Here is a 20420-nt window from a genome sequence, read left to right as displayed (position 1 = left end):
GTTTGGTTAATTTTAAGGTCACTATGTCTAACCATTTTCTTGCATTTGAAAAACCGATTATTGAACTTCAGGAAAAGATTGAAGCTCTGAATGCTTTCAAGCAAAAAGGTCATCCCTCTGAAATAAAGCTTGATGAGGAAATTCAATTATTAGAAAAAAAATGTCATGCACTGACCGAAAATATTTTCGCTTCACTCGGTGCATGGGAAGTCGTGCAACTCGCTCGCCATCCACTACGACCATACACGCTTGATTATATTTCCCTTATATTTACTGAATTTCAAGAATTAGCGGGAGATCGCGCATTTGCTGACGACAAAGCACTTGTTGGTGGATTGGCGCGATTAGACGGGCGAGCAGTCATGGTCATCGGGCAGCAAAAAGGGCGAGATACGAAAGAAAAAGTGAAACGTAATTTTGGCATGCCATCCTCTGAAGGATACCGCAAAGCGTTAAGACTAATGAAAATGGCGGAAAGGTTTAAATTGCCCGTTATTACTTTTATTGATTCTGCGGGCGCTTATCCTGGCGTTGGGGCTGAGGAACGGGGTCAAGCAGAAGCTATTGCACGTAATATACAAGAAATGTCCTGTCTCAAAACGCCAATTATTTGTGTGATTACGGGAGAAGGGTGTTCTGGCGGTGCATTAGGAATTGGCGTGGGCGACCGAATTAACATGTTAGAATACAGCACATATGCTGCAATATCCCCAGAAGGCTGTGCGTCTATTTTATGGAAAGATTCCCAGAAGGCACAAATTGCAGCTGAGGTGATGGGTATGACCGCACCGAGGTTAAAAGAGTTAGGAATTATTGACGTTATTATTCCTGAACCTTTAGGTGGTGCTCATCGAAATTATTCATTAGCCGCACAAAATCTGAAGCAGCAACTTATTGAGGATTTAAACCAACTTAGTCTATTAGATGAAGCAGCACTGCTCGAGCAGCGTTACCAAAAAATAATGGAATTTGGTTATTGCTAGTGTTATTAGTGAAGTATTGATTAATGCTGGAATTAGGCTGAAGAATGTCTGTTGATCTTAATTTACTTAAAGTATTTATTGCGGTTGCAACGCAAGGAAGTTTCGCTAATGTAGCAAGGCAACTTTCGATGCCAACATCAAATGTGAGCCGACAAATTAAGTTACTTGAAGGTCAACTTCATTGTCGATTAATTGAACGAACTACACGACAAATGCGCTTAACAGAGCAGGGCACGTTATTACTGAATAAAAGTCAAAAACTGTACTGTGAATTAGATGAGACACTACAGCAAATTAGTGCTCCAGATACATTGAGTGGGACTTTACGGTTAACAATTCCAAGTGAATCTGGCAGTTTATTATTTGCAGATAGTCTGGCTCAATTTGCACTCGCTCACCCCGACCTGACCATTCACTGTGATACGCAGTTAGCGCCGTTGGATGTTATTGGTGATGATGTGGACTTATTACTGACTTTTCATCGAGGTGAATTGATAGATAGTAGCTATCACTCGCAGTTGATTAAATCATGGGAAAGTATTGTCGTCGTCGCGCCTAAACTTATTGAACAATATGGACAACCCACAACGCTAGATGCATTAAGCCAAATGCCCTGCATCACGAGTTTAAGTGCATTGCAGGGGCAACCATGGGTTTTTATTACGCCTAATGGGCAGCTAAAAAAAATTCATATAAACAGCCAATACCGTGTGAATAGTGGCATCCTTGCCAGCGCTGCGGCAATAAATGGATTGGGGGTGGCAATTCTTTCAAAAGAGGCGTGTCAGTCAGCTGTTCAGGCAGGAAAACTAGTGGAAATTGATATCAATGGGATGCATCCTGCACCGATTGAGCTGCGTGCAATTTATGCGTCAAAGCGTTCACTTTCTCCGAAGATTGATATCTTTTTGACATATTTATTGCAAAATATTTAGGCTGATATCGCTATCAGCCTTTTCTTTGCGAGGTGAGTTATTTATTTTTGCGTAAGCGCAGGGTTAACCCTTTTAAGAGATAACGTAATAGCTGGTCACCACATTCACGATAATTTTTATGTTCAGGATTGCGGAAAATGGCACTCAATTCTGGCTTGGAAATGCGGAAATCAACGGATTGATAAATATCCAGTAGGTCAACGTCTTTTAGTTCAAAAGCAACTCGTAATTTTTTGAAAATAATATTGTTGTTGATTCTAGCTTCAACGTCAGGGGCGGGGCGATTTTCATCTTTACCACGGCGATGGTAAATCAATCCATTCAGAAAGTGACCAAGTACAACGTCATTACATTCAACATAATCAGGGTCGGTATCTTTTTTTAGCCACAGATTCATTTCTTCTTTAGTGACTGTTAGGTCTGCAAGTTTTACGATTGTAACCATCTGAGCGTCGCTCAAATCCAACATATAACGAACACTTCGTAAAACGTAGTTATTTAGCATGGGGTCATTTATCCAACGGATCGATTAAAAATAAGCTTTGATTAGCTATGAGGTTTTATTATAAAGCAAAGGAGGCTTCCAATGCTTTATAAATTCTTGGCGGGTAGCGATCCATTATCGATGACTCAATCTTTCACTGCTATCAAGTTAACCTATAAAGTAAATTAACCCATAGAAAAACACTAATGTTAATCCGACTGTGATGAGCATATTTTTAAGGAAGGATGCCGCCACAACGCAGAATAGTGCTCCCCAGAGATAAGGATTATCAGGAAAACTCCGAAGTTCATGGTTTTCGAGCAAAATGACAGGAGCACAAATTGCAGTTAATAAACAAGGCGCTGAATAGCTGAGTGCTTGTCGTACAATGAGCGGTAACCGTATTGGTAATTGTGGAATAAGAAAAACATAGCGTAGAGAAAAAACGACAGCAGTTAAACTAAGAATTAAAAACCAGATCATTTTTCTTCCCCTAATACGCGAGAAACACCCACTGAGACAAACATTCCACCAACACCCGCAATAACAATTGCACTACTGATTGAATACATTGACAGGGTAATTGCAACAATTAATGAAAAGAGAACTCCACAAGCTGTACTTATTTTCCTCGTGAGTGGAACTACGATGGCTAATAGTGTCGCAACCACCGAAAAATCTAAGTGTAATTTACTTAAATCACCGATTAAATTTGCCATCACAATGCCGCATAAGCTGGTGATGAACCACACGAGATAAAAACTAAAGCCTGCTCCAAATAGATAAGCAAAGCTCAAGGCTTGGCGTTTTGCTGCACTAATCGCAAATAGCTCATCTGTTAATAAAAAGCCAATACTTAAACGCTGTGGCGTTGTGAAGTCTTTAACGTAAGGGCGCATCGTTAGCCCATATAAAAGGTGTTGGGATGTGATAAAAAAAACAGAAATCACAATAGTAATATACCCAGCACCGGAATTAAGTAGCCCTAAGGTAACTAATTGAGCCGCACCGGCAAAAACCATTGCGGACATGGCGATGCTTTGCCAGAAAGAAAGACCCGTTTCGATGGCCATAGATCCAGCAAGGATCCCCCAAGGAATAACTGCAAGATTTAACGGTAATGTATGAACTGCTCCATCCATCATTGCACGTTGCCATGGCTTTGATTGTTGAGACGACATTGATGTGCATCCTGTATGTTGAAAATTGAATTCATTAAATAAAAATCTAAAAAAACAGCATTGATTTATCTACAGGTATTTAGGGTAAAGAATCATTATTTGATACGTTGCAGATATCCATTGTTATATCCTGAAATATTCAACAAATCACTACCTCTATTAATGCCATTTAATTGGTTTTAAATGCTGGCTTTTTATTGGTTATTGAATTTTTTTACTGCTTAAGAAATATTTTCAGCATCCTGCTGATTAAATGTTTTTGTTCAATATTTAACTCTGAATTATACCCTTAAAACTTATTCAATAAACTGCATTTTAGTGGTAATTCTGAAGTTATATATTGTATTATCATTCCTGATTGGTGATATCTTTCATTAAAATTTAAAGGTGTGTATCATAGTATCCATTCAGTATAAATGTGAATTAATTGTTATAACTTTTATTGAGTTAGCGGGTTTCCTATGCTTGAAAATCTGGGTATCACAAACTTATGGACTTACCTTATCGGTGTTATTTTTATTACACTGGTACCAGGACCTAATTCTTTATTTGTTTTAACGAGTAGCGCAAAATATGGTGTAAAGAATGGCTATAAAGCAGCTCTGGGGGTTTTTACTGGCGATGCTTTGCTCATTTTTTTGTCATTTCTAGGTGTTGCGTCTTTAGTCAAAACATCGCCAATCTTTTTTAGTGTGATCAAGTATGCAGGGGCTACCTACTTATTTTACTTAGGTATCAAAACATTATATTCAGTGTTACATAAAAAAGAATCTTCCACAGATGCTAATGAAATTATCTTGGAAACAAAAGGAACGTATAAAAAAGCAGTCTTTTTAAGCTTATTGAATCCTAAAATGATCATTTTCTATGTTTCATTTTTTATTCAGTTTATTGATCCTAGCTATCCAAATGCAGGCGTTCCATTTTTTGTATTAGGCGTAATATTAGAAGCCTGTAGTATGTTTTATTTATCTATGCTGATATTTGGTGCCGTTGCTGTAACGAATATGGTGAAACATAATAAGAAATTGTCCAAATTCTCTAATAGTTGTATTGGCGCTGTTTTCTTAATGTTTGGCGCTAAATTAGCGCTAACCGCTTAATAAAATACAAATAATTATTAAAAATAGCTGACAAGTGAGTCAGCTATTTTTTGTGTTTACTTGGGTACCTTTAACGTGTAATTCTTCGCATGGAAATAAACTTGAGCGAGTAATCAAAAAATAATTATTGCTCAATTAAAGTATTCACCAAGTATAGAGTGCATTTCATCCTACCAATGCTTTATGTTTCTATCCGCTTGTGTGACAGAGGTGCATTTTGCCAATAATGGCAGTATTTTTTTCTTCAAGTCATCCATTAAGCTATAAATTACAGGTACAAACAACAAACTGAGCACTGTAGAACTCATTAATCCACCGATGACCGCAATTGCCATCGGGGCTCTAAATCCGGCATCCGCACCTGTTGTAAGCACTAAAGGAACCATTCCCGCAATCATAGCAAATGTGGTCATAATAATAGGACGGATTCGTTCTTGCCCAGCTTCGATAATGGCTTCTTGTCTATTTAATCCTGAACGCTCTTTTTCAAGAATAAATTCAACTAAAAGAATCGAGTTTTTAGTGACGATCCCCATCAACATTAAAATACCAATGATAACCGGGAGATCTATCATGGCGCCATACAACACTAAAGCAATAATGGCACCGCCAATGGAGAATGGAAGAGCAACTAAAATTGTTATAGGTTGCATGAAGTCCTTAAACAAAATAATGAGTATGGCAAACACTAACAACACACTAAAAAACATAGTTGTACTGAACCGCTCAAACATATCCAGCATAAATTCCATATCCCCATACTCTAATGGTTCAATGCTTTTTGGCAGTGACTGATATTCAGGAAGAGTAGTTACACTTTCTAATGCTTCACCAAGTGATAATCCGTCTAAATTTCCTTCAATAGACATTTTTCTCGCACGATTAATACGATCAATTTGTGATGGACCATCGCTAAAATCAATATGGGTAACCGATTTAATTGGGACCGCTTTTTCACCATCGCTTCGGACATAGAGATTATTTAAGACATCCACATTATTTTTTTGGTTGTCAGGCAAAATAACTTGTAACGTGAGTTGTCTTTCTGGCAAATTAAATTTTGCACTACGAGAGTTATTTTCACCCATAGTTGCAATTCTTAATGTGCTAGCTATTTCTTCCACATTAACTGCAGTTCGACCTAAATCTTGTAAATTAGGGGTGACAATAAGCTCTTTTCGTAAAAGAGGTTTAATAACACGGACATTATTAATACCTTTAATGTTAGCGATGCTATCCCGCAGTTTATGCATCTGAGTTTCTAGCTCTTTTGGGTTAGCGCCAGTAAAGGTTAATGAAAATTCTTTGCTACCATCACTGTTACTGAAGGTATAACGGGCATCGGGCGTTTGTTGTAAGAAATGCGCAATTGAATTCTCAAATTGTTTTTGTGACATTTCGCGTTCATTTGGGGAGGTTAATGTCAGAATTATCTGACCCTTATGTTGAGCTATTCCATCGGCATCATCGCTTATACCTGCAATGGTATAAATTGATTCAACTTCAGTACGTTCTTTCAATTTTTCCGCCATATTCCGAACCGCTTTTTGTGTTTCTTCAACGGGTGTTCCGGGCGGGAGCTCAACGTCAATCTGGCTAACACTAATATCACCGTTAGGCATAAAGCCAATGGGTAAATAAGCAATACTGGAAATGGAGCCGATTAGAAAGATGAAAGCAAGCGAAAGCGCAATTTTCCTATGCTTTAATGTCATCATTAACAAGCGAATATATCGATTTATCCAGTTAGGAATAACGTGTTTACTCTGCTGTTTTTTAGTCGGTAACAGTAAATAGGCTGCCATTAATGGCGTGACTAAGCGAGCAACTAATAAGGAAGACAAAACAGCCGCAGAGACAGTAATGCCAAATGGTACGAAGTATTTACCAACGAAGCCGCCAATAAAGCTAACCGGCAAAAAGACTGCAATGATAGTTAACGTTATAGCAACAATGGCAAAACCGATAGCATCTGATGCTTTCAATGCAGCTAAATAAGGGCGTTCACCTCGTTCGATATATTTTTGAATATTTTCAATTTCAACAATAGCATCGTCCACTAAAATACCGATGACTAATGTCAAAGCAAGTAGGGTAATGCTATTAAGTGAATAGCCAAATATAGCTAAAACAAAAAAAGTAGGAAGAATGGATAATGGTAACGCTATTGCAGCGATTAACGTTGCACGCCAACTTTTTAGAAAGAAAAGCACAATAATAATGGTTAAGAAGGCACCTTCTAATAATGTTTGGATAGTTAAATAGTAACTTGATTCAGTATACTTTACAGTTGATGAGACTAGTTGGATGGTAATATCTGGGTGTTTCAGTTTTAATTTATCAAGTTCATATTCAACATTATTTGCCACAGCAGTATCACTAGAGCCTTTCGCACGAAATACAGCAAAGCCTACTACATCGTCACCATTTAATTGGGAAATGGTTTTGGTTGCTTTTTGACCTTGGTAAATTGACGCGATATCCCCTAATTTAATCCATTGCTGGTTGCCAATAGGTAACTGGATATTCTTAATTTCATCTATATCCTTTTTTTCGCCTAAAATCCTAATTGTATGTTGCAAGTCATTGTATTTAGATAAACCGCCAGAAGAATTTTGATGAATGCTTCTTAGTAACTCATTTATATCTGCTATTGAGAGTTGCAATGCCGCTAATTTATTGGCGTCAGGTTCAATACGTACAACACTGTCAGCGCCGCCAAGTCGACTCACTTTTTGTACACCCGGAGCCATAATTAACTGTTTACTGACGGTGTCATCAATAAACCATGATAAGTCGGCGATAGATTGACGATTAGAGGAAACCGCATAACGAAGTATTGCACCACCTTCAACATCAATGCGATTAATTAATGGTTCATCAATGGATTGGGGTAAGTCACTGCGGATCTGTGCAATTTGTTCACGAATATCATTTGTTGCGATATAGGCATCGATCGTTAAATCAAACTCAACCGTTGTGGTAGAAATTCCTTCTGTAATTGTTGATGTAAGATGTCGAATTCCAGGAATGCCCGATATTGCCCGCTCAACGGGTTTTGTAATCGCATTTTCCATTTCGGTTGGAGAGGAACCATCTTGAGTAATTGTCACCGTTACAATCGGAAAATTAATAACAGGATTGGCGGTCACAGGTAATTGATTGAATGAAAATATTCCCGCAACCGTCAGCGCTAAAAAAATAACAAGAGTAGGAATTGGTCGGGTAATTGCCCATGAAGATAACTGCAGTTTCATTGTCTATCCTTTACTGGACTCACCGTATCATTTTCCGTTAAAAATGCTTGGGCATTTGTTACGACAAATATATCGCTAGAAATAGGCGATAAGATTTCTATACGACCATTGTGAATTTTTCCAGTGGTGACTTTTTGTTGTTTCACTTTATTGTTAACAACAATAAATATAATCCTTTCGCCATTATCTAATGTGCGAATGGCGCTGTATGGAAGTGTAGTTTGCAGTTTTTCTGCATTGGAAATAATGGCGGTACCGGATTCACCCGCTTGAAGATTGTCTCTATTTTCATCAAGTGAAATGCGAATTCGTCCTTGTTGTGAAATAGGATCTATTTTCGGGGATAAGTAACGTAATTTACCTGTAATTATTTGATTATTTAATATTTTTAATTGAATGCGCTCAAGGCTTGATAAGCGCTTTAATTCAGAAATATGCGCTAAAGCATCAAATTCAATTTCACCATTTTCAATGATTTTAAATAGCAATTGGTTATCCGATAACATTCCTCGAATAGCATACCGCTCACTGATTACTCCTGAAATAGGCGCCACAATACGTGATTTTTCTTGCTGACTTTTTTCTTTTACAAGCTGTGCTTGTAACTGGCGTAGCTCTGCTTTGTTAGCGTCTAGGAGTGCAAGTGCAGCTAATGACTCTGATTTCGCTTTCTCGAAATCATTGGTAGAAATAGCACCTGTTTTAGCAAGTGGTGTAAGGCGAGAGAGCTCTTTTTGAGCTTGTTCTGCCACCACTTTTTGCTGCTTAATATATGCAGTTGCTTTTTCAGTCTCGGCTTGAAGTTGGCTAACCGATGCATTTTGAATCGGAGATTCTAATATCGCGAGCAACTGATTTTTCTCGACCCATTGACCTTCCTCAACCAAAACATCAATCACCATTTGTTGTTGCAATGGTGAACCAATAGCGATCTCATTTCTTGCAACGAACGTCCCCGGTAGCGAAAAAGTTTCCGCATAGGTGATCTGCTCGGGGGAAGTCACATTTAATCGTACTGTGTCAGACAATGCAGCGGGTGAAATAAATAATGAGTAAAGCAGTATCAAGGTAATACTTAGACGTTTCATAGGTCCACACATGTCAATAGTGATATTGGTGTAAATTAATGAAATTGTCTGAGCATTACCATAAACCAACATTAAACCTTAATTTTCCGTTAAGGTTAGTAATTTCAATACTTAACGCGCAAAGTATTTTGAACCAGCCACACAAAGAATAACGCCAAGTGTCGAAGTTATCATGACACTATTAACGGATTCATTGAGTAGCCAAGCAGAAAGAACTAAGCCGATAAAAGGTTGTAATAACTGCAATTGACTTACGCCAGAAATCCCACCTTCTGCTAGACCTCGGTACCAAAAAAAGAAACCAATTAACATACTAAATAGAGATACGTAAGCGAGCCCCATCCATGCCTCAAATGAGACAGTGGAAAATGTAGTTGGTAGTCGCCAAAAACTGAATATCAGCATGATTGGTAATGCGAGAACCAAAGCCCAACAAATAACTTGCCAGCTACCTAATGATTTTGAGAGTACGGTGCCTTCTGCATAACCCAGCCCACAGACAATGACCGCAATGACCATATACAAATCGCCTTGCCATGCGTGTGTTGCACCTTGAAGAATTGCGAAGCCGATTACAAATAAACTTCCCATGATTGAAAACAACCAGAATAATTTGCGAGGGCGCTCGCCTGCGCGTAATACACCAAATAAAGCAGTAGACAGCGGAAGTAAGCCCAAATATACAATGGAGTGAGAGGAGCTAATGTACTGTAATGCAAGTGCGGTTAAAAATGGAAAACCGAGTACCACACCTAAGGAAACAATGAAAAGTGGAGCGATTTTTTGTTTTGTTGGTATTTTTTGGCGTAGAACTATCAGAATAATGAGAGCCAAGATCCCAGCAATGGTAGCGCGTAAGATGGTTAAATAATCAGGTGTAAAGCCACTGATAGCCAGCTTGGTTGCAGGTAACGATCCGCTAAAAATAACGATACCTATAAAGCCATTAATCCAACCTCGTGTGGTCTGAGAGGTAGAAGGTATGGGCGTGTGATTTGAGGTTAACGATTTATTTTGATTCATAATTGACCGTTGTTATTTGTCATGGAGTTTTGCAAAACTAATCGACATAATCATGACAATCAAAAAATTGTCATAGGTACAATTTCATGACACAAAATCGTTATAAGCAGTATGTTGATTCAATCTCAGCACAGATCATGAATGGGGAATTAAAAGTAGGAACCCGTTTACCGACTCACCGGCAGTTTGCAGAAAAATCCGGTATTTCTTTAGTGACCGCTTCACGGGTCTATCGCGAACTCATTGAAAAGGGACTGATTATAGGAGAAACAGGAAGAGGAACGTTTGTTAGAGATATCAATCTATTACCTAAGCTGAGTATTGAACAAGATGTAGCTAAAAATACATTGGATCTCAACTTCAGTTACCCAATAGCTAAAGAACAGACCAAGCTCTTGCGTGAGTCTCTGAGGGAGATTGCAGTTGGTGGTGATTTGGAAGGTATTCTTTATTATCAGCAACATACAGGAAGAGAACATGAAAGAAAAACCGTTGCTAACTATTTGAAACAGCGCGGACTGACTCATGCTTCAGTAGATACAGTCGCTTTAGTGAGTGGTGGGCAACATGGTCTAGCAACCATTATTTTGGGTATGTTTAGCCCTGGGGACATTATTGCGGTAGATGCACTAACTTACCCTGGATTTAAAGCTCTCGCGAAAATGTATCACTTAGAGTTGATATCAGTGCCTATGACCGAAAATGGTCCTAACTTACAGGCATTAGAAAAATTGTGTCAGCAAAGAAAATTTCGGGCGTACTATGCCATGCCGACACTGCACAATCCGTTGGGTTGGGTAATGAATTTATCTGATCGCAAAAAGTTAGTTGCTTTAGCAAAGCAGTACCAATTCTTCTTAATTGAAGACGGTTCTTATGCGTTTTTACAGCGACCTGCGGTTGTTCCGTTAGCAACGCTTGCACCAGAAATTACGTTTTATACGACGGGTTTTTCGAAAAATATTGCCACCGGATTACGGGTAGGAGCCGTGTTGGCACCACAGCAATATATTGAGAATATAGAGCGCATTATTCGTATTACAACGTGGAATACACCAGCAATAACGACGTCCATCTTATGTGATTGGATTGAGAAAGGTGAAGTCGACAGTATTGAAAGAGATAAACGGCGAGATGCAAAAATTCGGCAAAAAATAGTCCAGCAGATTTTTGTCGATATACCTTATATTGCGCATCCTGCCAGTTATTTTGTCTGGTTACCGTTACCTGAAGGTGTACGTGCAGATATCGTGGTTAGTGAGTTAAAAAAACAGCATATTGCTATTAGCAGTGCGGAATCTTATAGCACGTCTAATAAGACGCCGCAGGCGTTAAGGGTTGCAATTAGTACCTTATCCCATGAAGAATTGACGGTTGCACTACAGGCAATTAGGCATGTTATTTTGTACTTGATTGATTTATAGGTCCAATTACTTTAAGGAAAAAAGAGTGGAGCAGATTAAACATTTCACAGCAACGGCGATGATCTGCAATCGACAAGGTGAGTTTCTTTTACATGAACACCCTAAATTGGGAATTTGGTTACCACCAGGAGGTCATGTCGACCCTAATGAAGAGCCGCAAGAGGCGGTTGTACGCGAAGTGTTGGAAGAAACAAGGTTACACTGCAAAGTGATTGATTGCCGCTACCCACTGCAAGCACAAGTTAATCATTCAGGTCAGACTGACTCCTTGCCCATCCCATTAGCTATTTTAAAAGAACGTATTGCCGATAAGCATCAAGGAGAACATTGGCATATCGATATGGTTTATTTATGTGAGTTACTAGAAAGTGATGCTCAATGTCATACGGATTTTCACTGGGTGTCTCTCCATCAAATGCGTCACTTAAATCTACCTAACGATGTGTATGAGCTTGCGATCATGGTTAATGAGTTTTATCAAGAAAAGTCGTCTCCTAGGTTTAGATGACTCAAACTGACTATGAAATATTAAAAAACAGTAATGAAACACCTAAGACAATTAATAAAGCACCGATCACTTTATCCATAAAAAATTGATATTTTAGAATTTTGTTTCTAATTAATGGAGATGAAAAAAATAATGCTATTAAGCTAAACCATAGCCAGTGCACAAAGGAAATAAATACGCCATAGCTGAAATTAAGCCATTGGGAATTACCTGTTTGGATCACTTGCGTATAGATAGAAATAACGAAAAACATAGTTTTCGGATTGAGTGCATTGGTTAGAAAACCCGTCTTGAAGGCTGTTAATGAGGTCTGGGCTGAGATAGGGCTAAGGTTATGGCTCGTGTTGATCGCTATTTTGTTTGTCAGGGACTTGAAGCCGATATAGACCAAGTAACCGACACCGAGAAGTTTGACGGCCATAAATAATGTGGGAGAACTCATAATGATTAGCGTTACACCAAAAATAGTGTACAACACATGGACTTGAACACCCGCAGCAATGCCAAGGGCACATAATAAACCTGTTTTAGTGCCATAAGAGTAGCTATTTCTCGTGACCATAGCAAAGTCGGGACCTGGGCTAATAACAGCCAAAATAGTTATTGTTGCAACGGCGATGATTTCATTCATAGTGGAATCCTAATTGTAATGAAAACTGACGTAAATATTGATAAGTAACAAATGAATTAAATAAACTTGATTATTGATTATCAATAGATTGTATATATTAAAAAAGCGATTTATTCTCACAAAAATCTGTTAGTTTTCATTACTTATTTGGATGCTAAGTGACCAATATTATGAAATTACCACCATTAACCGCATTACGCTTTTTTGATATGGCTGCACGTTATGAAAGCTTTGTTAAAGCTGCTCAGGAGCTACATATCACGCACAGTGCGATTAGCCGTCAGATAAGATTGCTCGAGGAATACCTTGGCGTAGCGTTGTTTGAGCGCCGTAATCGAGCTGTTTTTTTGACGGCTGAAGGTAAATTATTATTTCAAACAACAGCAAACATGTTTCAGCAACTGGCTGAGACAGTAGAGAAAATAATTCATCATCCTCAAAGCCAAATGGTGAGCTTATCGTGTGAACCCACTATCGCAATGAAATGGTTGATACCGCGGTTAACTCGGTTTTATCAACAGCATCCTGAAATTACAGTGCACTTAGTTGCAGCTGGTGGACCGATTGATTTTGCCAAAACGGGGACTGACCTTGCACTTCGTCGCAATGATTTCATATGGAGTGATAATATTTATGCGACAAAAATATGTGCTGAATGGATGGGGGTTGTAAAAAAATTGGGTGACCAGCCATATACGGATATGCCATTACTTGTACCGTCATCACGTCCCAATGTTTGGCAAACATGGCAATCTCGCAGTGGGATCAATTTACAAAAGAATAAACGAATCAGTTTTGAACATTTTTATCTTTGCTTACAGGCAGCTTTAGCTGGGCAAGGGGCGGCTATCGCATCATTTCTAATGGTTGCAGATGAAATTGAAACAAAACAATTAATTGCTCCTGAAGGCTTCATTGAAGATGGATCAGCGTATTATTTACTTTCAGCAAAAGAGACAAACGCGAATACCCCTGTCGCAATTTTTAAGTCATGGTTAGAAGAGAACGTTAGACAAAGCTTGTTAATGACTCAGCAATCGGTATAAAAATTGTATAATTTTAAGGGGTTGGTCATTAAATCATCGAACCTACTGATGCAGTGAAGATTTTATGCCCTAACTATTTCTCTGCGTGCTATATTTCCCAGAATCGTTTTGGTGTCTTTATGTTGGAGTGAATAATGAGCAAAATTCGGGTTGGTGTCATTTTTGGTGGAAAATCTACCGAGCATGAAGTTTCGTTGCAATCAGCTAAAAATATTATTAATGGATTAGACCGTAGTAAATTTGATGTATGCCTGATTGGTATTAATAAAGAAGGGCAATGGCATGAGTATGATGAAGCAAACTTCCTGCTACATGGTGATGATCCTGCTCATATTGCGTTAAATACACCAAAACGCAGTATTGCAATTGTTCCTGGTAAACAGAGTGAACAATTCATTTCTTTAGAAGATGCAAAACCGCTCCCGCAAATTGATGTTATTTTTCCAATCGTCCACGGTAACTTAGGTGAAGATGGTTCTTTGCAAGGGTTGTTGCGTATGGCGAATCTACCTTTTGTAGGTCCGGGTGTTTTAGGTTCTTCCGCATGTATGGATAAGGATGTCACTAAGCGCCTACTAAGAGATGCCGGGTTACATATTGCACCATTTATCACGATATTAAAAAGTGGGCGTGATGAAATCAGCTACTCAGCGACGGTTGAAAAACTGGGCTTACCATTATTTATTAAACCTGCTAACCAAGGGTCATCAGTTGGGATCAGTAAAGTTAATAATGAAAGCGAGTTTAACGCGGCATTAGATTTTGCATTTTTATTTGATGTAAAAGTGCTGATTGAAAGCGCAGTGAAAGGTCGTGAAATTGAGTGTGCAGTGCTTGGAAATGAGCATCCACTTGCAAGCCCATGTGGCGAAATTGTGTTGCATGATAGCTTCTATGCTTACCATACTAAATATATTGATGAAAATGGAGCATCCGTTGTTGCCCCAGCAGATCTAGAGCATGATATTAGTGATAAAATTCGGGCGATTGCGCTAGAAGCATATCAAGCATTGAATTGCAGTGGTATGTCCCGTGTTGATGTGTTTTTAACAGAAAACAACGATGTTGTGATTAATGAAATCAATACATTACCAGGATTTACTAATATCAGCATGTATCCAAAGTTATGGCAGCAAGGTGGCATGACTTATCAAGAATTGATCAGCCGGTTAATTGAGCTGGGAATTGAAAAATTCGAGCAAACAGCGGCTTTAAAAACGGCCTGCGATGAAATTTAGTTTCTAATTTTTTCTACTAGTATTGCCGATAGCCAGTCGCTATCGGCATTACTGATCATCACATCAAGCCATTAATGCATTGTGTTTTTGTTACACCAAACATAATTGATATAACGAAACAGTGGCTCAAATCCAAATTTTCTATATAAGTCAAAACCTGCTTCAGAAGCATCTAAGAAACAATGTTCCACACGTTGTTGACGGCAAAATGCTAGCGCATAGTCAATGAGTTGGGATGCGTAGCCCTTACCCTGAAATTTAGGTTCGGTGCCAATGTCATCAAAACGTGCTAACTCACCTTCAATAGTCACAGTCATTGATGTCGCGGGTTCACCATTGACTAAGAGAACAAAATGGAATTGAGGAGCACCTTGTTGAAGAGCATCTTCATGGTAGCGGACATATTCTTGGATCACTAAATCGTGTTCTTCTGAAAGGTAAAAAGCAGAAACTAATGGTTTTGCCCAAAGGGACAAATCATGGTTGGCTAATACTATATCTACTTGATTATCTGGTAAATTAACTTCTTTTTGCTGTGATAAAGTTAATGCCATTGCTGTAGTGACGCTGTCACGCTTATAGTTAAGTGCTTCAATATCATCAATCACTTTTGGTAGCATTTCTTCAGGAATAACCAAGGTATGATTTTTTTTCTGCGACACAAACAGGTTATAAGCTTGCATAAATGCGTGATGGGTCGAATCTGGCTGCAAATAGATAAAATTAAATGCGGGGGAATTTAACGGAGTTAAATAACAAATTGTATGTTGTGCAATCTGGATACTGTGCTCACAAATCGAAGTCCAAAACGTCTTTTCGATCGATTGGTAATGTCGTAAATAGTAGAGCGGTATATTCATTAGTCAGTTACCTGATACAAAATGTGTTAGTCAAAAATGGGGTAAATAATCAATCTGATCCCATGTAAAATTCTGTTAACTTATTGGTAGTAAAGCTGTTGATACTTATCTACTGATAATAACTAAACCTCTAAAATCGGCAACTGTTGCCGCAGTTGTCATTCTATCTTTAGTCTTAGCTCTCATTATTATGCAACGCTTACAGTGCTTTTTAGCAATATCTATAAAGTAAATCTGAGGATAAATTAAGGCGTTTCGTGCGATATGCAGATAATTTGTTATTTAATGCTATCCTACGACAAGCACTTAATTTATAAAAAACTATATAACTCAATGATATTATCTATAAATGCGTTGTTATGATAGCGAAAATAAAGAGATCGTACCTGCATAAACATGCTTAATCTTGTGAGAAAAATAGCATAAATAACGAAATAGAAGCCAGCATGCACCAACATATTGTTTTAGAACACAAAAAATAGAGGAGTCGGATTGCGGATATGAAGAGAATCATATTAGGCATTGTACTTTTAGCGAGCTATTCGATGTTTGCCAAATCAGCGAATGACAATTTCGAGATGCAAACACTGAAAATTGATAAAAAAGAGATCCACTATTATTTGCTAAAGAGTCAGTCAAATTCATCGAAAGAACTCTTAGTATTAATTCAAGGTTCTGACTGCAAAAGTGTCGTAAATAACCAAAATATGATTAAGAATTTTAGGGCGGTATTACCTAATAGTGACGTTCTATTGGTAGAAAAAACAGGGTTAAACGCCCAAATAGGACAAAATGGTGAAGAAGTTTCAGAAGATGAGTGCCCTGTAGAATACATGAGGAATGATTCTTATTTTGAGCGTGTGGATAATTATATTGCTGTGTTAAATCAACTAAAACCTCAGTATCAATATATTATTTTACTTGGAGGAAGCGAAGGGGCAATTATTACCAATATTATCGCGTCTAAGGTCAATTTTATTGATGCTGCGATTTCGTTAAATGGTGGCGGACAGTTTTTTATTAATGATGTGTTTTATAGCATTAAAAAGAGTGTTCCCCCCGAAGAAGTAGACGGTGCAATTGAAGGATTTAACCAGTTTGCAAATGCTGTATTGCATGAACACTTAGAGGACAATCAATTTCCGAGTGGGCATGGGCAAAATTGGTGGTATGAAGCATTAACTATTGATAATAAAAAACTATTGCAAGGTGTACATAAACCGCACTTAGTGATTCAAACTCTTGCAGATACGAATGTCGATGTTGAAGGGGCAAAAAAAATGATGGATGAGGTAAAAAATCCTAATATTACCTATAAAACCTATTCAACATTGGACCATTATTTTCAAAATAGTCAGGGTAATAATCAGTCATCTAGTGTTATCAAGGATATTCAAGATTGGTATGCAGGGATAAACAAACAAAAATAAACCCGCCTTTACGCCCAACTCCGATAGAATAGAGTTGGACGTAATTGATTTTATTCTGAAATATAGCTGTGATATTTAAATATCGATTTAAATCCAAGCTTTTGATATACCGATAAACCATCGCTAGACGCTTCCAAATAGCACTGCTTGATTCTATGTTGACTACAAATCTGTAAGGCATATTTAATCAATGCCGTGGCAAATCCTTGCCTCTGGAATTCAATGTCTGTACCAATATCATCTAAGCGCGCAATGTCATTGTGTAGCGTGAGTGTTAGTGATGATACTGGGGTCTGCTGATTAAATAAGACAAAATGCATGATATTGATTTGCTTGTCCAACGCACGCTGATGATAGCGAATATATTCATCAATAATGGATTCATCATTATCGCAATCTAGTTCATTGACTACAGGAAACGCAGTAATAAGCGGTTTTGACCAGTCTGAGAGATTATGATTACTAAGCTTTATATCATAGCCGTCTGGTAACTGATTTCCCGTTTTGAATTCATTCCCCGTAAGTTCAAATACCATCGCTGTTGATTCACCATCATCAATAAGATCATGTTGTTGTATACAATGTGAGAACTTGGGTAATTCATCGGTGTGAACAACTAAAATATAGGGTTTTGAATGTTGTTGAAACAATGTATTTGCCGCTTCAAAGCCAGCAATAGTTGCTCCTGAATGCAAGTAAATATAATTAAAAGCGGGAGTTTTTAGCTCAGTAAAATAGGCAAACGTATTTGGCTCTACATGATGCGTCTTTAGGCTGATAGCAGACCAAAAAATATCTTCTAATAAGTAAAAACACGCTTCGTTGTGAGTCATTTCATGGTGTCCTAATAAATTAACTGAACGTTTCTAGTCTATTGAGAAAATTGAGATTGCTGACACTATGGTACATGGGATAGCATTTGTTTAATTAATAAAAGATTAAGGAATATCTGTGAATAATATCCCCGAAACCATCACGTTCTTTGAGCGTTTATTACCACTGGTTGTTTCCGGTGAAAAAGTGATCACCATTCGTGATGAAAGTGAGAGTCATTATGTACCAGGCTCAGTTGTCAAAGTCCACGCTTTAGAAACTGGCGAGTACTATACCGACATTGAAATACTTTCTGTTGAGCCACTGAACTACGATGATATTTCAGAGTATCACGCGACTCAAGAAGCGATGACATTAGAAACATTGAAAGCTTTAATTCGTGAAATTTACCCAACAGAAAATTGCCTATATGTTATTCATTACCGATTAACAACAGCAAACGCTTAATCACGATGACAGCTTTTTACTAGCTTAATAAAGGCTTTTGTGGCTGGAGAAGCATCACTGAGGTTATTAACTGCAAAGGCAATATCCCGAGTCACGCGGGGAATTAATGGTTTTACGACGATGTTGTTAATATTTTCGGGGATTGCGAGTTGAGCCACAATTGACACAGCTTCACCTCGAGCTACTAATGAAAAAGTGCTTAGAAGTTGGCGGGTTCTAAATTGAATCTTAGGCGTCAGTTTTTGTGCAGAGAATAAGCTCATTACAACCTTTCCTGAACCAGCTTGAGTTAGGTTAAAAGGATAATTGCATAACTGTTTTAAAGTAAGCCCCTCATGAATCGCTAATGGGTGGTTTAATGGCAATATGGCTACGTATTGATCTTGTTTCACAAGAAAAGTATCGAAACGTTCGTCTGGCAAGACGACAACGCCAACATCTACGCGTTTTTCTTGCAACCATTGAGTCACACTTTCGTCATCACCTTCATCAACAATGATTTGAATATCAGGGTATTGTTGACGAAATGCGGTCAATAATGGCGGCAGAATGTTAGTTGAAGAGCCTGGTCCAAAAGAACCAATCCGTAGTACACCTTTTTTCAATCCATTAGAGGCTTGGGCCTCTTGCCTCATGGTTTCCTGAAGACTCAATATGTGTTGTGCTCGGTTTAATAGAGTACAACCAATTTCTGTCAGCGTGATTTGGTTCTGTTCCCGCGTAAATAGTATGACATTTAAATCTTTTTCGAGTGATTTAATCGCATGGGAAACCGCAGATTGGGAAATCTTCAATGACATTGCCGCTAAGGTAAAGCTTTTAAGCTCAGCAACAAGGGTAAATATTTCCAATTGACTTAATGTCATGAGTAAAGGCTCATTTGCATATGATGATAGATAACCAATAACTTATCCATCTGATGTGGGCGAGTCAATAAATTGCATAATTTCTGATTGGAAGAGGTGAGTATTTTGAATAGGGTAATCCGCGATGGAATGAAAAATAATAAATACCTTAGACCCGTAAACATGATTGTGTTGCAAATGATCTGTGTCTCTATCTTATGGGGAGGAACATTTATTGCAGGAAGGGTGCTACAGTCTGATATATCTCCATTGCTTTCAGCTACAGTGCGATTTCTTTTTGCTAGCGTTTCATTAGTTATTTTGCTGAGTGTGACTCGTTTGGGTTGGAAGAAAATAAATATCCGTCAGTTTGCCCAAGTTTTGTTATTAGGGTGTAGTGGCATCTTTATTTATCAGGTACTTTTTTTCTATGGGTTACAGTTGATTCCGGCATCAAGAGCGGCCTTATTAGTCGCAATTAACCCCGCAATGATTGCACTAATATCATATTTATTATGGCGTGAAAAAATTACCTTAATGAAAGGCGTTGGTATTAGTTGCTGTGTATTAGGTGCAACGATATTACTCTCTGCAAAAACATCAGGGGTAAATGGATTTTTAACAAATCAAGGTGATATCGCTATATTAGGTTGTGTGGTGAGCTGGGGAATTTATACGGTTGCTGGTAGAAATATTATTCGAGATATTGGTGCGATACATACTGTTGCTTATGCTGTGTTATTAGGAACTTTACTGTTGATTATCGTGACGGGAATGGCAGGGCAATTAACAATCGAAGGGATGGCTCATTTAACTAATACTGATATTGTTAGCTTGTTTTATTTAGGTGTTTTAGGTTCAGCACTGGCTTATATTTGGTATTACCAAGGTATTGATCAGTTAGGTGCAGCGAGTGCGGGGGCATTCATTGCACTTAATCCGTTGACAGCGGTAATAATAGGAGCGCTGTTTTTAAATGAAGAGATTACATTCTCTGCATTATTGGGGGGGATAGTGATTATCTTCGGGTTATGGGTAACGAATAAATCGCGAGTCTAAAATAGACGCTCTATGGAAATAACTGACCCATAGAGCGATATTTA

20 protein-coding genes are annotated in these 20420 nt (G+C 38.2%); 10 read left to right on the top strand and 10 right to left on the bottom strand.

Annotation, left to right across the window (positions count from 1 at the left end; translation table 11 throughout):
- The first annotated feature begins 23 nt into the window (after positions 1 to 23).
- Both accA and PROVALCAL_RS13520 read left to right on the top strand, forming a co-directional pair.
- Positions 24 to 983, top strand: coding sequence for an acetyl-CoA carboxylase carboxyl transferase subunit alpha (accA, locus tag PROVALCAL_RS13525; RefSeq protein ID WP_006659857.1), 960 nt, complete (start codon positions 24 to 26; stop codon positions 981 to 983).
- A 44-nt stretch (positions 984 to 1027) separates the two neighbouring features.
- Entirely contained in the window at positions 1028 to 1918 is an 891-nt protein-coding gene (locus PROVALCAL_RS13520) for a LysR family transcriptional regulator (protein WP_006659856.1), read from the top strand.
- 37 nt (positions 1919 to 1955) lie between these two features.
- Here PROVALCAL_RS13520 and PROVALCAL_RS13515 read toward each other — a convergent pair whose 3' ends face one another.
- The 3 genes from PROVALCAL_RS13515 to PROVALCAL_RS13505 all read right to left on the bottom strand — a co-directional run bounded on the left by PROVALCAL_RS13515 (position 1956) and on the right by PROVALCAL_RS13505 (position 3583).
- Positions 1956 to 2423 (bottom strand): YehS family protein, encoded by a 468-nt coding sequence (locus tag PROVALCAL_RS13515; protein ID WP_039862065.1) that lies wholly within the window; start codon positions 2421 to 2423, stop codon positions 1956 to 1958.
- A gap of 147 nt (positions 2424 to 2570) precedes the next feature.
- Positions 2571 to 2885, bottom strand: a complete 315-nt coding sequence (locus PROVALCAL_RS13510; RefSeq protein ID WP_006659854.1) for an AzlD domain-containing protein — start codon at positions 2883 to 2885, stop codon at positions 2571 to 2573.
- The gene (locus PROVALCAL_RS13505; RefSeq protein ID WP_006659853.1) at positions 2882 to 3583 is read right to left on the bottom strand and encodes an AzlC family ABC transporter permease; all 702 of its coding nucleotides are present in this window, start codon (positions 3581 to 3583) and stop codon (positions 2882 to 2884) included. The genes PROVALCAL_RS13510 and PROVALCAL_RS13505 overlap by 4 nt, the downstream gene beginning before the upstream one ends.
- A 461-nt stretch (positions 3584 to 4044) precedes the next feature.
- Between PROVALCAL_RS13505 and leuE the strand changes: the two genes are divergently transcribed.
- Positions 4045 to 4686 carry a leucine efflux protein LeuE gene (gene leuE, locus PROVALCAL_RS13500; protein ID WP_006659852.1) on the top strand — a complete coding sequence of 214 codons (642 nt, stop codon included), beginning with the start codon at positions 4045 to 4047 and terminating at the stop codon, positions 4684 to 4686.
- Positions 4687 to 4856: 170 nt separating this feature from the next.
- On the opposite strand, the gene PROVALCAL_RS13495 is transcribed toward leuE, so the two are convergent.
- The 3 genes from PROVALCAL_RS13495 to PROVALCAL_RS13485 all read right to left on the bottom strand — a co-directional run bounded on the left by PROVALCAL_RS13495 (position 4857) and on the right by PROVALCAL_RS13485 (position 10054).
- Entirely contained in the window at positions 4857 to 7943 is a 3087-nt protein-coding gene (locus PROVALCAL_RS13495; RefSeq protein ID WP_006659851.1) for an efflux RND transporter permease subunit, read from the bottom strand.
- Complete coding sequence (locus tag PROVALCAL_RS13490) at positions 7940 to 9031, bottom strand: efflux RND transporter periplasmic adaptor subunit (RefSeq protein ID WP_226890321.1); 1092 nt, start codon at positions 9029 to 9031, stop codon at positions 7940 to 7942. Before PROVALCAL_RS13490 ends, PROVALCAL_RS13495 begins: the two co-directional genes overlap by 4 nt.
- Before the next feature lie 111 nt (positions 9032 to 9142).
- A complete protein-coding gene (locus tag PROVALCAL_RS13485; protein WP_006659849.1) occupies positions 9143 to 10054 on the bottom strand; it encodes a DMT family transporter in 912 nt (303 codons plus the stop codon).
- 86 nt (positions 10055 to 10140) lie between these two features.
- Here PROVALCAL_RS13485 and PROVALCAL_RS13480 point away from each other — a divergent pair, with 86 nt between their 5' ends.
- Positions 10141 to 11478: an aminotransferase-like domain-containing protein gene (locus PROVALCAL_RS13480; RefSeq protein WP_006659848.1), complete on the top strand. Its 1338-nt coding sequence runs from the start codon at positions 10141 to 10143 to the stop codon at positions 11476 to 11478.
- Positions 11479 to 11503: 25 nt separating this feature from the next.
- Positions 11504 to 11986, top strand: a complete 483-nt coding sequence (locus tag PROVALCAL_RS13475; RefSeq protein WP_039862062.1) for an NUDIX hydrolase — start codon at positions 11504 to 11506, stop codon at positions 11984 to 11986.
- Between the two features lie 10 nt (positions 11987 to 11996).
- Here PROVALCAL_RS13475 and PROVALCAL_RS13470 read toward each other — a convergent pair whose 3' ends face one another.
- Positions 11997 to 12617: a LysE family translocator gene (locus PROVALCAL_RS13470; protein ID WP_006659846.1), complete on the bottom strand. Its 621-nt coding sequence runs from the start codon at positions 12615 to 12617 to the stop codon at positions 11997 to 11999.
- Positions 12618 to 12787: 170 nt separating this feature from the next.
- Here PROVALCAL_RS13470 and PROVALCAL_RS13465 point away from each other — a divergent pair, with 170 nt between their 5' ends.
- Positions 12788 to 13663: a LysR family transcriptional regulator gene (locus PROVALCAL_RS13465; protein ID WP_006659845.1), complete on the top strand. Its 876-nt coding sequence runs from the start codon at positions 12788 to 12790 to the stop codon at positions 13661 to 13663.
- Between the two features lie 134 nt (positions 13664 to 13797).
- Positions 13798 to 14901, top strand: a complete 1104-nt coding sequence (gene ddlA / locus PROVALCAL_RS13460; protein ID WP_006659844.1) for a D-alanine--D-alanine ligase — start codon at positions 13798 to 13800, stop codon at positions 14899 to 14901.
- A 71-nt stretch (positions 14902 to 14972) separates the two neighbouring features.
- Here ddlA and PROVALCAL_RS13455 read toward each other — a convergent pair whose 3' ends face one another.
- Positions 14973 to 15761, bottom strand: a complete 789-nt coding sequence (locus PROVALCAL_RS13455; RefSeq protein WP_006661761.1) for a GNAT family N-acetyltransferase — start codon at positions 15759 to 15761, stop codon at positions 14973 to 14975.
- 500 nt (positions 15762 to 16261) lie between these two features.
- Between PROVALCAL_RS13455 and PROVALCAL_RS13450 the strand changes: the two genes are divergently transcribed.
- Positions 16262 to 17191 (top strand): acyl-CoA thioester hydrolase/BAAT C-terminal domain-containing protein, encoded by a 930-nt coding sequence (locus PROVALCAL_RS13450; RefSeq protein WP_006659842.1) that lies wholly within the window; start codon positions 16262 to 16264, stop codon positions 17189 to 17191.
- A gap of 50 nt (positions 17192 to 17241) precedes the next feature.
- On the opposite strand, the gene PROVALCAL_RS13445 is transcribed toward PROVALCAL_RS13450, so the two are convergent.
- Positions 17242 to 18024, bottom strand: coding sequence for a GNAT family N-acetyltransferase (locus PROVALCAL_RS13445; protein ID WP_006659841.1), 783 nt, complete (start codon positions 18022 to 18024; stop codon positions 17242 to 17244).
- Positions 18025 to 18142: 118 nt separating this feature from the next.
- Here PROVALCAL_RS13445 and yqfB point away from each other — a divergent pair, with 118 nt between their 5' ends.
- Complete coding sequence (yqfB, locus tag PROVALCAL_RS13440) at positions 18143 to 18472, top strand: N(4)-acetylcytidine aminohydrolase (protein WP_006659840.1); 330 nt, start codon at positions 18143 to 18145, stop codon at positions 18470 to 18472.
- On the opposite strand, the gene PROVALCAL_RS13435 is transcribed toward yqfB, so the two are convergent.
- Positions 18469 to 19338 (bottom strand): LysR family transcriptional regulator, encoded by an 870-nt coding sequence (locus PROVALCAL_RS13435; protein ID WP_006659839.1) that lies wholly within the window; start codon positions 19336 to 19338, stop codon positions 18469 to 18471. The genes yqfB and PROVALCAL_RS13435 overlap by 4 nt on opposite strands.
- A 129-nt stretch (positions 19339 to 19467) precedes the next feature.
- On the opposite strand from PROVALCAL_RS13435, the gene PROVALCAL_RS13430 reads away from it, so the two are divergent.
- Positions 19468 to 20376, top strand: a complete 909-nt coding sequence (locus tag PROVALCAL_RS13430; protein WP_006659838.1) for a DMT family transporter — start codon at positions 19468 to 19470, stop codon at positions 20374 to 20376.
- Positions 20377 to 20420 lie beyond the last annotated feature (44 nt).

It is taken from the genome of Providencia alcalifaciens DSM 30120 (assembly GCF_000173415.1).
GTDB classification, from domain to species: domain Bacteria; phylum Pseudomonadota; class Gammaproteobacteria; order Enterobacterales; family Enterobacteriaceae; genus Providencia; species Providencia alcalifaciens.
The sequence above is the reverse complement of the archived record's forward strand: the minus strand, read 5'-3'. Positions and strand labels throughout refer to the sequence as shown.

Coding starts and splice junctions, on each gene's coding strand:
- PROVALCAL_RS13515 (WP_039862065.1), bottom strand. CDS start 2,423: ATGCTAAATAACTACGTTTTACGAAGTGTTCGTTATATGTTGGATTTG.
- PROVALCAL_RS13495 (WP_006659851.1), bottom strand. CDS start 7,943: ATGAAACTGCAGTTATCTTCATGGGCAATTACCCGACCAATTCCTACT.
- PROVALCAL_RS13465 (WP_006659845.1), top strand. CDS start 12,788: ATGAAATTACCACCATTAACCGCATTACGCTTTTTTGATATGGCTGCA.
- PROVALCAL_RS13520 (WP_006659856.1), top strand. CDS start 1,028: ATGTCTGTTGATCTTAATTTACTTAAAGTATTTATTGCGGTTGCAACG.
- accA (WP_006659857.1), top strand. CDS start 24: ATGTCTAACCATTTTCTTGCATTTGAAAAACCGATTATTGAACTTCAG.
- PROVALCAL_RS13505 (WP_006659853.1), bottom strand. CDS start 3,583: ATGTCGTCTCAACAATCAAAGCCATGGCAACGTGCAATGATGGATGGA.
- ddlA (WP_006659844.1), top strand. CDS start 13,798: ATGAGCAAAATTCGGGTTGGTGTCATTTTTGGTGGAAAATCTACCGAG.
- PROVALCAL_RS13480 (WP_006659848.1), top strand. CDS start 10,141: ATGACACAAAATCGTTATAAGCAGTATGTTGATTCAATCTCAGCACAG.
- PROVALCAL_RS13445 (WP_006659841.1), bottom strand. CDS start 18,024: ATGACTCACAACGAAGCGTGTTTTTACTTATTAGAAGATATTTTTTGG.
- PROVALCAL_RS13510 (WP_006659854.1), bottom strand. CDS start 2,885: ATGATCTGGTTTTTAATTCTTAGTTTAACTGCTGTCGTTTTTTCTCTA.
- PROVALCAL_RS13490 (WP_226890321.1), bottom strand. CDS start 9,031: ATGAAACGTCTAAGTATTACCTTGATACTGCTTTACTCATTATTTATT.
- PROVALCAL_RS13430 (WP_006659838.1), top strand. CDS start 19,468: ATGAAAAATAATAAATACCTTAGACCCGTAAACATGATTGTGTTGCAA.
- PROVALCAL_RS13485 (WP_006659849.1), bottom strand. CDS start 10,054: ATGAATCAAAATAAATCGTTAACCTCAAATCACACGCCCATACCTTCT.
- PROVALCAL_RS13435 (WP_006659839.1), bottom strand. CDS start 19,338: ATGACATTAAGTCAATTGGAAATATTTACCCTTGTTGCTGAGCTTAAA.
- PROVALCAL_RS13470 (WP_006659846.1), bottom strand. CDS start 12,617: ATGAATGAAATCATCGCCGTTGCAACAATAACTATTTTGGCTGTTATT.
- PROVALCAL_RS13455 (WP_006661761.1), bottom strand. CDS start 15,761: ATGAATATACCGCTCTACTATTTACGACATTACCAATCGATCGAAAAG.
- PROVALCAL_RS13450 (WP_006659842.1), top strand. CDS start 16,262: ATGAAGAGAATCATATTAGGCATTGTACTTTTAGCGAGCTATTCGATG.
- leuE (WP_006659852.1), top strand. CDS start 4,045: ATGCTTGAAAATCTGGGTATCACAAACTTATGGACTTACCTTATCGGT.